Raw genomic sequence first — 11710 nt, forward strand, 5'->3', positions numbered from 1 at the left:
TAATCTCTCACAAGTGAATGGGTAGCCCCTCACTGTAATTTACAGTTTGCGCCACCCATTCGAGCAAGGTGATACCGAGTTTCCGCTTTATAAGGACAATCAAAGTGACGCAAATAAGCAGTCGTATCAACGCCCGTAGCGATGAATTTAAAGCAAAATCCGACGATATGGCCGCCCTAGTGGCCGATCTTAAAACTAAACTCAATAAAATCGAACTCGGCGGCGGCCCAGTGGCGCTGGAGCGCCATTTATCCCGTGGTAAATTACTGCCACGTCAACGGGTTGAAAAGCTGCTCGATGCAGGTTCACCCTTTTTAGAACTGTCGCAATTTGCGGCGTTTGAAGTCTACGACGAAGAAGTGCCCGCAGCGGGCATTATTGCCGGTATCGGCCGTGTGAGTGGCGTGGAATGCATGATCATCGCCAACGACGCCACAGTGAAAGGCGGCACTTACTACCCGATTACCGTCAAAAAACACCTTCGCGCCCAAGATATTGCCAGCCGTTGTCACTTGCCTTGTATTTATTTAGTCGACTCGGGCGGCGCTAACCTGCCCCGCCAAGATGAAGTGTTCCCAGACCGCGACCATTTCGGCCGTATCTTTTACAACCAAGCGCAAATGTCCGCCAAAGGTATCCCACAAATCGCTGTGGTCATGGGCTTATGTACCGCAGGTGGTGCCTACGTGCCCGCCATGGCGGATGAATCCATTATCGTAAAAGATCAAGGCACTATCTTCTTAGCGGGCCCGCCATTAGTGAAAGCGGCCACTGGCGAAGAAGTTAGCGCCGAAGAACTGGGCGGCGCCGAAGTGCACACCAAAATTTCCGGCGTGGCGGACCATTTAGCGCAAAACGATGAGCACGCGCTGGAGCTTGCCCGCCGCGCGGTATCACGCCTTAATCATCAAAAAGAAATCAAATCACTGCTGAGCCCAGTCAAGCCGCCAAGATTTGACATTAGCGAACTGTACGGCATTGTCGGCACCGACTTGAAAAAGCCCTTTGATGTCAAGGAAGTGATCGCCCGTATCGTCGATGATTCTGATTTTGATGAGTTTAAAGCCAACTACGGCGCAACCTTAGTGTGCGGGTTTGCCCGTATTCACGGTTACCCTGTCGGTATCGTCGCCAACAACGGCATTCTGTTCTCAGAGTCGGCGCAAAAAGGCGCACACTTTATTGAACTGTGCTGCCAGCGCAAAATTCCGCTGCTGTTCCTGCAAAACATCACCGGCTTTATGGTGGGTAAAAAGTACGAACACGAAGGCATAGCTAAACACGGCGCTAAAATGGTGACCGCGGTTTCTTGCGCCAATGTGCCTAAATTTACTGTGATTATCGGCGGCAGCTACGGCGCAGGTAACTACGGCATGTGTGGCCGCGCGTTCGAACCGACCATGATGTGGATGTGGCCTAACGCCCGTATCTCTGTGATGGGCGGCGAGCAAGCGGCTGGCGTACTCGCCACAGTGCGCCGCGACGGTTTAGCCCGTAAAGGAGAAGAATGGTCGGCTGAAGCTGAAAAAGCCTTTAAAGCGCCAATTGTCGCCCAGTACGACAAAGAAGGTCATCCGTATCATGCCAGCGCCCGTTTATGGGATGACGGCATTATTGACCCAGCGCAAACCCGCGATGTGGTCGGCCTTGCCCTATCGGCGGCGTTAAACGCCCCTATCGAAGACACCCGCTTTGGTGTGTTCCGTATGTAAAGGCACATGTGAAAAACATATGTCACACAAGAAGATAGGGGAAAGAATAATGACCGACAGATTAAACAGCACTAGCGACATAAAGGATTTAAGCAACTTGCAGCACGTGAGCTACGCACTCAATAACGGCGTTGCCGAGTTAATCCTTGATCGCGCAGAAGTACACAACGCCTTCGATGAAGTGATGATTAGCGAGATGATTAGCGTCCTTAGCTATTTTGCTGAGCACAAGCAATGCCAAGTGCTGGTACTCAAAGCGAACGGCAAAAACTTCAGCGCCGGCGCCGATCTTAATTGGATGCGCAAACAAGCCAAAATGGACTTTGAGCAAAATCTAAATGATGCCAAAGCCTTAGCAAAACTGATGCAGGATTTAGATACCTTTCCTAAGCCCACCATTGCATTAGTGCAAGGCGCAGCCTTTGGCGGCGCACTGGGGCTAATTTGCGCCAGCGATATCGCTATTGCCACGACGCGCGCCAGTTTTTGTTTGAGCGAAGTGAAACTCGGATTAATTCCTGCGGTGATAAGCCCTTACGTTGCCCGCGCTATGGGTAACCGCGCATCGCGCCGCTACATGTTAACGGCTGAGCGTTTTAGTGCAGACACCGCATTAAAGCTTAATGTCATTCATGAGATCAGCGATGACTTAGATGCCGCCGCAAAGCCAATGATTGATGCGCTACTTGCCAATAGTCCACAAGGCATGGCGTGGGTCAAAACACTGCTGTCGCATCTTGAAGATGGCGTGATAGACCAAAACACCATTGATTACACTAGCGAGCGTATCGCCCGCATTCGGGTATCAACCGAGGGCCAAGAAGGCTTAAACGCCTTTTTTGAGAAACGTCTGCCTAATTGGCAACAAGCGCTCTCAACTCCCCCCACGCAAAAGCCAAGTGATACCCAAGGAGCCCTTTGATGTTAACCAAGCAAATGTTTACCAAGCTATTGATTGCTAACCGCGGTGAAATCGCCTGTCGCATCATCAAAACCGCCCATGCCATGGGTGTTCGCACCGTTGCCCTATATTCCGATGCCGATAAAGAAGCGCGCCATGTCGCCATGGCCGACGAATCTTTCTATCTAGGTGGCAGTGCGCCGGCAGACTCCTATTTAAAGGGCGATTTGATTATCGACATCGCCAAAAAAGCCGGCGCCCAAGCCATTCACCCTGGTTATGGTTTCTTATCTGAAAACGCCGACTTTGCCCGTAAATGTGAAGCAGCAGGCATCGCCTTTGTTGGCCCAGGCAGTGATGCTATCGATGCCATGGGCAGCAAAAGCGCCGCTAAATCTATTATGACGGCGGCAAACGTGCCCTTAGTGCCCGGTTACCACGGCGATGACCAAACCGACGCGACCTTAAAAGCCGAGGCACTGAAAATCGGCTTCCCTATGCTGATTAAAGCGGCGTATGGCGGCGGCGGTAAAGGCATGCGTATCGTCGAGAATGAAGGCGAAATCATGGAAGCCGTTAACTCGGCGCGCCGTGAAGCGGCCTCTTCTTTTGGTAACGATAAGTTATTGATGGAGCGTTATTTACGCCAGCCGCGCCACGTCGAAGTACAAGTGTTTGCCGACACCTTTGGTAACGCGATTTACTTATCGGATCGCGACTGCTCGATTCAACGTCGCCACCAAAAAGTGGTCGAAGAGGCACCAGCACCAGGCTTAAGCGATGCACTGCGCGCCCAAATGGGTGATGCGGCCGTCGCGGCAGCTAAAGCCATCGATTATGTTGGCGCGGGAACGGTAGAGTTTCTGTTAGATACGGACAATAGCTTCTATTTCATGGAGATGAACACCCGTCTGCAGGTTGAGCATCCAGTGACTGAAATGGTCACAGGCCAAGATTTAGTCAAATGGCAATTGCTGGTCGCCAGCGGTCAGCCACTGCCCCTTAAGCAAGATGAAGTGCGTATTCACGGCCATTCCTTTGAAGTGCGTATCTACGCCGAAGATCCGCAAAATGAATTTTTACCCGCCAGCGGTAAGCTCAACTTTTTGCGTGAACCCGAGCAAAGCAAGTTTGTCCGTATCGATTCGGGCATTCGCGAAAATGATGTGATCAGTAACTTCTACGATCCTATGATTGCCAAGCTTATCGTCTGGGATGAATCGCGCCCGCGCGCCTTGCAGCGTTTAGTGCATGCCTTAGAGTCGTATCAAATCAGCGGTCTTAAGCACAACATTGAGTTTTTAGCGAACATTGCCGAACACCCAGCGTTTGCCAATGCCGACTTTAGCACTGACTTTATTGGCCGTTATGGCGATACCCTGATTGGCACAGCTTCAAGCGAAGCTGATACTGCGCTTGCCTTTGCCGCGCTATATCAAGTACTTGCCCGTAAAGAAACCGCCAAAGCGCAAGCGATCAACAGTGCCGATCCTTACTCGCCTTGGGGTCAAGTGAGCGGTTTTAGACTCAACAGTTGTAGTCAGCACAATATTGCCCTGCTCGATGACGCCCATGAATTGCAGCAGTTAGTGATGCTCGATTTAGGCGGCATGTATCAGCTGCCACTGCACGGTCAAGATTGGTTGCTAAACGGCGAGCTGAAACAAGACTTACTGCTCGCCGAAATCAACGGCCATAAGAGTAAAGTGCCAGTAAGTGCCCAAGGTGATGACTTTACACTGTTTTTATCCTCTGGCAGTTACCACTTCAAAGCAGTGCAAACGCTCGTGGTCGAAGAACAAGCCAGCAATGCTGACAAGTTAAAAGCGCCCATGAACGGCACTGTCGTGACCCATTTAGTCGATGTCGGCACACAAGTGAAAGCGGGCCAAGGTTTGCTAGTGATGGAAGCCATGAAGATGGAATACACCATAGAAGCACCCTTTGATGGCATAGTCAGTGAATTCTACTTTAAGGCGGGCGAGCTGGTGACCGATGGCGCAACCTTGCTTAACGTTGAGCCGTTAGAGACAGACGAGCCAACCGCGATCAAGGAAGCCTAAGATGTCTTTAGTCAATCTAAGCCAAGCTGCGGACGCCAAAGACAGGGTTAGTATCTTCGAGATGGGCGCGCGCGACGGCCTACAAAACGAAGTCGCTGTGCCAACAGCAGCTAAAATCGCCTTGATTGAATCGCTGGCAGATGCAGGGCTTAAGCGCATCGAAGCCGGCAGTTTTGTGTCACCCAAATGGGTGCCACAAATGGCCGATTCAGCCGATGTGCTCAAGCAAATACAGCGTCAAAGCGGCGTGGTGTATAGCGCGCTCACACCCAACGTCAAAGGCTTTGAACTGGCACTGGATGCAAAAGCTTCCGAAGTAGCGATATTTGGCGCCGCCTCACAAAGCTTTAGTCAGCGCAATATCAACTGCTCGATTGAAGAGTCTATTGAGCGCTTTATCCCTTTGATGGAATTAGCAAAAGCGCACAATATTCCGGTGCGCGGCTATGTGTCCTGCGTGCTCGGCTGCCCCTACGAAGGTGAGATAGCGGTCAGTGAAGTGGCCCGCGTGTCTGAAATCCTTTACAAAATGGGCTGTTACGAAATATCACTCGGTGACACTATCGGTGTAGGCACGCCGCAAAAAGCCCGTAGAATGCTGCAAACTGTGAGTGAACGAGTGCCTATTGAGAAACTGGCGCTACACTTTCACGACACCTATGGCCAAGCATTAGCTAACATTTTGGCCTGCTTAGACTTAGGTGTGCGGGTGTTTGACTCCTCGGTTGCAGGTCTTGGTGGCTGCCCCTATGCCAAAGGCGCGTCGGGCAATCTTGCCACCGAAGACTTAGTGTATATGCTGCACGGCATGGGATTAGAGACAGGTATCGATCTCAACAAGCTAGCGTTGGCAGGGCAAGCGATCAGCACGCAGTTGAATCGCAACAACGGCTCGAAAGTGGCCACAGCCCTGTTAGCAAAATAGAACAACAATAATTAACGACAACAACCGTTATTGAAAACGCGCGTTATTTCCCGCGCGTTTTATACAGCATAAAAGGACATCACAATGGCAGGACTCAATAAAGTCGTCAGCAGCTATGAAGAAGCGTTAAACGGCTTATCAAACGACATGACCATTATGGTCGGCGGCTTTGGCCTGTGCGGCATTCCCGAAGGCTTAATCAATCAAATGGTTAAGATGGGCGTTAACGGTTTAACGGCGATATCAAACAACGCTGGCGTTGACGACTTTGGCCTTGGCTTACTGTTAAAACATCGCCAAATCGCCACTATGATCGCCTCTTACGTGGGCGAAAACGCCACTTTCGAGCAACAAATGCTCTCTGGTGAACTGAACGTGATTTTGACTCCACAAGGCACATTAGCGGAAAAAATCCGCGCAGGTGGCGCAGGTATTCCGGCATTTTTCACTGCAACGGGTTACGGCACGCCAGTCGCTGATGGCAAGGAAACCCGCGAAATCAAAGGTCGCCATTACGTGTTAGAAGAGTCGCTGACCGCAGATTTTGCCTTAGTGCGCGCATGGAAAGCCGATACCATGGGTAATTTGGTGTTCCGTAAAACCGCCGCCAACTTTAACCCTATGATGGCGACCGCGGGCAAAATCACTGTGGTTGAAGCTGAGTTTATTGTTGAGCCGGGCGAGCTAGACCCAGATCATATCCACACGCCGGGCATCTATGTTGACCGCGTTATTCAAGGCACGTTCGAGAAACGTATCGAGCAGCGCACGGTAAAAGCCGCGAAATAAAAGGCGCAGGCAAAAACCTTGAAACACAGTTAACGCAATTGGCACTTAGCTCCCTAAAGTAAAAACTAAGGGTAAAACCTAAGAGTAAAGACCAAAGCGTCGAAGCCAAATAGAAAGGATAGATATCATGGCATTATCAAGAGAACAACTGGCTCAGCGCGTCGCCAAAGAATTAAAAGACGGCTACTACGTCAACCTTGGCATAGGCATTCCAACACTGGTCGCTAACTATATTCCGAGCGGCATGGAAGTGATGCTGCAATCGGAAAATGGTCTACTCGGCATGGGTGAATTCCCTACCGAAGACGCCATCGACCCAGATTTAATCAACGCGGGTAAACAAACCGTTACCGCCGTCAAAGGCGCGTCATTTTTCTCCTCGGCGGAAAGCTTTGCCATGATCCGTGGTGGCCATGTGGACTTAACCGTGCTCGGCGCCTTTGAGGTCGATGTGAATGGCTCTATCGCCTCATGGATGATCCCCGGCAAACTCATCAAAGGTATGGGCGGCGCGATGGATTTAGTCGCTGGCGCTGAAAACATTATTGTGACTATGATGCACGCCGATAAATACGGTAATTCTAAGCTGCTACCCGTGTGCGAATTGCCGCTAACAGGTTACGGCTGCATTAAACGCGTCGTCACAGATTTAGCCTTTATCGAAATCAAAGATGGCGCATTCCATCTACTAGAGCGCGCGCCAGGTGTCAGCGTAGAAGAAATCGTCAGCAAAACCGCCGGTAAGTTAATCGTACCTGAGCATGTACCCGAAATGGTGTTTTAAGCGTTCTCTAACCTAAGAGTTTAAGTTTGCTTCTTAACATCAATGCTCAAGTTTGATGCACTAAGTTTTATACCTTAAAAGCCCAGAAGATCATTCTGGGCTTTTTGTTTATCTAGCAATTAGCTAGCGCTGCGACTTGAGAGCTAATCCAAGTCAATGGCACCACTCATTCATTAGTATGAATTACCTGATTAACTCATTAGATTTGAGCAAATTACCTCTTTAAAAAGCGATAATACGCGGCAATTTGTAGGCTATGGCTCATTGCAAATCGTGATAAAGATGCAGAACGAATACCTTATTTGTCGTTCGCAAACCGTTCATAGCGATAAAAGTTTAGGGTATGGGTAACACGGAGAGCGGTATGCGGGTATGGAGGATCTATTTCTGGTTTTGTGTACTGCAATTAATCATGAATTACCGCGCGGCTATGATGTCCACTGTCGCTTGGTACGATGTTATCAATTGGCTGGTGATGTTGCAGGGATTAATTGGCCTTCAAGGCCAAGTCTATAAATTGCGGTTTTTCTCACAAAAAGTGTGGCAACGATTCTTCCCCATATTCTGCGTATGGAGCTTGATGTATGTAGGCATCAATTGGGCCAGTAATACGACAAATCCACCAGATATAAGCTCAAATATCGGCTATGTGATCATCCTAATGCTGACCATTCCGCAGTGTTTAGCCCTATATCGATACGCAGTTAATTGGCATCACTTACCCGCAAAATCGAAAAAGCCTTAACCCTAAAAATCGCCAAATAATTGTATAAATTACACAATTCGAGAAGCGTATCTAAAACAACTATCAGCACAAAGCCAGAGGAAAGCTTATGTACCAGATTGCGATTGTGATATTTGATGAATTTACCGATATCGATTTCTTCTTAATGCGCGATATTCTCGGCCGTACAAAAACCGATTGGACAGTAAAAGTACTCGGGACAAAGCCTAGCCACAGGTCGAGTTTGGGGATGACGGTTGCAACCGATGGTCATGTGGCCGAAGTCACTGATGCCGACGTGGTGTTATTTAGCAGTGGCTACAAAGGCGTGCCAGCCGCGCTCGAAGATACTGAGTTTATGTCTGCCCTTAAATTAGATCCCACACGGCAATTGCTTGGCAGTATCTGCGCGGGGTCATTCTTCTTTGCCAAATTAGGCTTACTCGACAATATCTCGGCAACGACTCACCCCGATGCAAAACCCGCATTAGTGGCCATGGGCGTGGATGTAGAAGACTGTGCTCTGGTTATCAATGGCAATATTGCCACCGCGGGTGGCTGCCTGTCCTCACTCTATTTAACCGGCTGGGTCGCTGAGCGCTTATTCGACAGTGCAAAACGCCGCGAAATACACAGGCAGCTTATTCCTGCAGGCCAAGCTGATATTTATGAGACGCTGATCCAATCATCAATAGCAGCTGCAATTCGCTAGCAAGTGGTTTAGGTTCGCAGCAAGAAGCAAGGGACTGCGTGATTAGACTGAAAAATCTTCTCGGGGCAGTAAAAGCCGAGCACCAGATCACTACCCAGAGTGAACTTGCGGCTTTGCTGTCACAAAATGAATTACTCGTTCAGCAAATCCAAACTGCCGATGCGCAGCATTGGGTGCATTTTGCCAAGAATACCTTCGATGGTTGGTATTGCATTCGAACACCTATGCTCAGTACCTTTGAAGTTTACTATCAAGAACGTGGGCAAAACTGTTGGGGAGAAGATGTCTTTACCGAGCAAAGTGAAGCCATAGCTTCAGTTATTTTTATGTCTGGCATTTGGGATATCTAAATCATCCTGTTAGGGTGACGTACTTAGATTGACTCACGAGAACAGACTCATTCTTAGCACTCAAATAAACTCTCTGTTTAACTCTCTCATTGTCCAAAGGAGCGGTATCTATGGACTGGCTTATTATTGCACTCGCTGGCTTTTTAGGCGGCATGCTCAATGCGGTTGCCGGTGGTGGCAGTTTTATTACTCTTTTGGCGTTAGTGTTTGTCGGGGTTCCACCGATTGCGGCGAATGCAACGGGGACAGCCGCGCTGTTACCCGGTTATATCGCCAGTGCTTGGCGTTTTAGAAAAGATATAGAATATCCGGCGAGTCTTAGTCTTAAGCATCTGATCTTGATTGCCCTTATCGGCGGCAGTATTGGCGCGGGTATTTTGCTGACCACCAGCGAGCAAGTCTTCGCAAAACTGATCCCTTGGCTGATTTTACTGGCCACCGCGGCCTTTATCATTGGCCCTTGGTTGCTCAAACGAAGAATTGCTGAGCAAGGCGAAAACACCTCAACGCCAATGTTAAGTCGGATGACAGCACTGATAATGCTGTCGGCTGTGTGTATCTATGGCGGTTATTTTAATGGTGGCTTAGGCATTATACTACTCGCGAGCTTTGGGCTGATGGGGCAGACCAATCTACACGGAATGAACGGTCTTAAAAATCTGATTTCTGCCCTACTCACCGCAATCGCCGTTGTGGTTTATGCCGCGGGCAATGTTATCGATGGGCAATATCTGTTGCTGCTTGCTGTGATGGCGATTATTGGTGGCTATGTGGGCGCGGCGCTGGCCTATCGTATTTCACAGCCCTTGCTGCGTGGTTTTATTGTGATTGTCGGTTTGGCAATGGCCTTAGGCTTTTTCATGCGCTAGGCTTTTCATGCGTTAAGCTAAACTTTTCATACATTAGGTTTTTAATACGCTAGTTCTTTAATACGTTAGCCTTTTAATACATTAGCCAACGCGCAGTTCTTGGACCCAAGGGAACAAGACTGTCAGTTTCGATACAAGGTCACATCGATAAATTGCCCTTAGGTTACTGGCTTGTTACTCTGAGCCATCATTTAGGAAAGCACTGTGACTAAGGATAGCGATGAAACGGATCACCTTTAAACTATGCAGCTTGAAGAAACTATGCAGCTTGAAGCTAAAGGCCTTGAAGCTCAGTACCTTAAGTCTTGCCCTGTGTCTTGTTGCAAGCTCACCCGCTATTTACGCGCAAAATACTAGCGCAGCGACCATTAGCGTCAAAACGGAAGCGGGTAATATTCAGGTAAAAACCATAGCCCAAGGGTTAGAGAATGTCTGGGGTATGGCATTTTTAGCCGACGGCAGCATGCTCGTGACTGAACGCGCCGGCAGAATGCGCATTGTCAGCGCCGCAGGCAAAGTGGGCCAACCCTTAACGGGTTTGCCACCACTATATGCCAAGGGACAAGGTGGTTTACTCGATGTGGTGCTTGCACCAGATTTTGCCAGCAGCAAAAAAATCTATTTCAGTTATTCAGAACCCGCTGAAGGTGATGCAAGTGAACTCAATAGCACTGCGGTGAGCTTTGCCACGCTTAATGGCAACAAGCTTGAAAATCTCAGCCGCGTTTTTAGTCAGCAACCCAAAATCAACAGCGGCCACCATTTTGGATCTCGTTTGGTGTGGGCGCCTGACGGCACTTTATTTATCACACTTGGCGATCGTTACAGCGAAAAAGATAGCGCCCAAACATTAGACAATCATTTAGGCAAAGTGCTGCGGATTAATGCCGATGGCTCAGTGCCTAAGGATAACCCCTTCATCAATACAGCGGGCGCTTTACCCGAGATTTGGTCTATTGGTCATCGCAATATGCAAGGCGCGGCCATTAATCCCACCAGCAAAGTATTATGGACTGGCGAGCATGGACCGCAGGGCGGCGATGAACTCAATATTGATGAGGCGGGCAAAAACTATGGCTGGCCTGTGATTACCTATGGTGAGAATTACGGTGGCGGCAAAATCGGCGAAGGCACCCACAAAGCTGGAATGGAGCAACCCGTCTACAAATGGGTTCCCTCAATTGCCACCGCGGGCTTTATATTTTACACAGGTGACAAATTTCCGCAGTGGAAAAATAATATTTTACTCGCCAGCCTAAAGGAAAAAACATTGGTGCGTTTAGTGCTTGATGGCGACAAGATTATTAAAGAAGAACGGCTGCTAAAAAATGAATTGGGGCAAAGATTACGCTCAGTCGTGCAAGGGCCTGATGGGTTGATTTATCTTGTGACCGATGAAGCGAAATCAAAAATTTACCAGATCTCACCGTAGTAATCTTAAGCACTCGCTTTAACCACAGCCTTTTGAACAGTGCAACAAGCTCAATGGTGGGAGAAAAATAAAGTTCGATATTGAATCGTCACATTTGCTTGATTCTACAGCGCCCGATTGAATACGTGGAAAAATAAAGCATCATACTCATCTGCGCTTAGGTGCATAAATAGAACAGCAATTGAGTATTAAAGTTTCATACTCAAGATAACTCATTTTTGGACATTTCCGAGTTAAAGCCTTAACTCTAACTCGTCAGTTTCGGATAAAAATTTCTATGGGTTAACGCCTAAAGCATGGGCGCGGCTTATCGCGTCCAATGCCTTTACTTGTGTACGCCCAGCATGGGCATGAACTAATGAGGTGAAAGTCCTCTGTAGGAAGGTCACCGTTCAATAACATGCTGTTATTAAACGTTAACTACTAGCGAATGGCAAGGGCTTATCCGC

The 11710-nt window shown here is 48.8% G+C and carries 11 protein-coding genes; all 11 read left to right on the forward strand.

Going from position 1 to position 11710, the window contains the following annotated elements; translation table 11 throughout:
- Nucleotides 1-104 precede the first annotated feature (104 nt).
- The gene (locus FW758_RS18010) at nucleotides 105-1712 is read left to right on the forward strand and encodes a carboxyl transferase domain-containing protein (protein WP_006082320.1); all 1608 of its coding nucleotides are present in this window, start codon (nucleotides 105-107) and stop codon (nucleotides 1710-1712) included.
- A gap of 49 nt (nucleotides 1713-1761) precedes the next feature.
- On the forward strand, nucleotides 1762-2634 hold the full coding sequence (locus tag FW758_RS18015; RefSeq protein WP_259521832.1) for an enoyl-CoA hydratase-related protein: 873 nt from the start codon (nucleotides 1762-1764) through the stop codon (nucleotides 2632-2634).
- Nucleotides 2634-4676, forward strand: coding sequence for an acetyl/propionyl/methylcrotonyl-CoA carboxylase subunit alpha (locus FW758_RS18020; protein WP_446446111.1), 2043 nt, complete (start codon nucleotides 2634-2636; stop codon nucleotides 4674-4676). The genes FW758_RS18015 and FW758_RS18020 overlap by 1 nt, the downstream gene beginning before the upstream one ends.
- A gap of 1 nt (nucleotide 4677) precedes the next feature.
- The gene (locus tag FW758_RS18025) at nucleotides 4678-5601 is read left to right on the forward strand and encodes a hydroxymethylglutaryl-CoA lyase (RefSeq protein ID WP_115334269.1); all 924 of its coding nucleotides are present in this window, start codon (nucleotides 4678-4680) and stop codon (nucleotides 5599-5601) included.
- An 84-nt stretch (nucleotides 5602-5685) separates the two neighbouring features.
- A complete protein-coding gene (locus FW758_RS18030; RefSeq protein ID WP_006082324.1) occupies nucleotides 5686-6390 on the forward strand; it encodes a CoA transferase subunit A in 705 nt (234 codons plus the stop codon).
- 127 nt (nucleotides 6391-6517) lie between these two features.
- Complete coding sequence (locus tag FW758_RS18035) at nucleotides 6518-7174, forward strand: 3-oxoacid CoA-transferase subunit B (protein ID WP_012089642.1); 657 nt, start codon at nucleotides 6518-6520, stop codon at nucleotides 7172-7174.
- 343 nt (nucleotides 7175-7517) lie between these two features.
- Entirely contained in the window at nucleotides 7518-7919 is a 402-nt protein-coding gene (locus tag FW758_RS18040; protein ID WP_011847239.1) for a hypothetical protein, read from the forward strand.
- A gap of 88 nt (nucleotides 7920-8007) precedes the next feature.
- The gene (locus FW758_RS18045) at nucleotides 8008-8610 is read left to right on the forward strand and encodes a DJ-1/PfpI family protein (protein WP_011847240.1); all 603 of its coding nucleotides are present in this window, start codon (nucleotides 8008-8010) and stop codon (nucleotides 8608-8610) included.
- Nucleotides 8611-8648: 38 nt separating this feature from the next.
- Nucleotides 8649-8960, forward strand: a complete 312-nt coding sequence (locus FW758_RS18050; RefSeq protein ID WP_446446112.1) for a cytoplasmic protein — start codon at nucleotides 8649-8651, stop codon at nucleotides 8958-8960.
- A 110-nt stretch (nucleotides 8961-9070) separates the two neighbouring features.
- Nucleotides 9071-9829 (forward strand): sulfite exporter TauE/SafE family protein, encoded by a 759-nt coding sequence (locus FW758_RS18055; RefSeq protein WP_432320094.1) that lies wholly within the window; start codon nucleotides 9071-9073, stop codon nucleotides 9827-9829.
- Between the two features lie 220 nt (nucleotides 9830-10049).
- A complete protein-coding gene (locus tag FW758_RS18060) occupies nucleotides 10050-11261 on the forward strand; it encodes a PQQ-dependent sugar dehydrogenase (protein ID WP_446446113.1) in 1212 nt (403 codons plus the stop codon).
- The last annotated feature ends 449 nt before the right edge of the window (nucleotides 11262-11710 follow it).

It is taken from the genome of Shewanella sp. 1180_01 (assembly GCF_052850535.1).

Coding starts and splice junctions, on each gene's coding strand:
- FW758_RS18015 (WP_259521832.1), top strand. CDS start 1,762: ATGACCGACAGATTAAACAGCACTAGCGACATAAAGGATTTAAGCAAC.
- FW758_RS18020 (WP_446446111.1), top strand. CDS start 2,634: ATGTTAACCAAGCAAATGTTTACCAAGCTATTGATTGCTAACCGCGGT.
- FW758_RS18025 (WP_115334269.1), top strand. CDS start 4,678: ATGTCTTTAGTCAATCTAAGCCAAGCTGCGGACGCCAAAGACAGGGTT.
- FW758_RS18030 (WP_006082324.1), top strand. CDS start 5,686: ATGGCAGGACTCAATAAAGTCGTCAGCAGCTATGAAGAAGCGTTAAAC.
- FW758_RS18035 (WP_012089642.1), top strand. CDS start 6,518: ATGGCATTATCAAGAGAACAACTGGCTCAGCGCGTCGCCAAAGAATTA.
- FW758_RS18040 (WP_011847239.1), top strand. CDS start 7,518: ATGGGTAACACGGAGAGCGGTATGCGGGTATGGAGGATCTATTTCTGG.
- FW758_RS18045 (WP_011847240.1), top strand. CDS start 8,008: ATGTACCAGATTGCGATTGTGATATTTGATGAATTTACCGATATCGAT.
- FW758_RS18055 (WP_432320094.1), top strand. CDS start 9,071: ATGGACTGGCTTATTATTGCACTCGCTGGCTTTTTAGGCGGCATGCTC.
- FW758_RS18060 (WP_446446113.1), top strand. CDS start 10,050: ATGAAACGGATCACCTTTAAACTATGCAGCTTGAAGAAACTATGCAGC.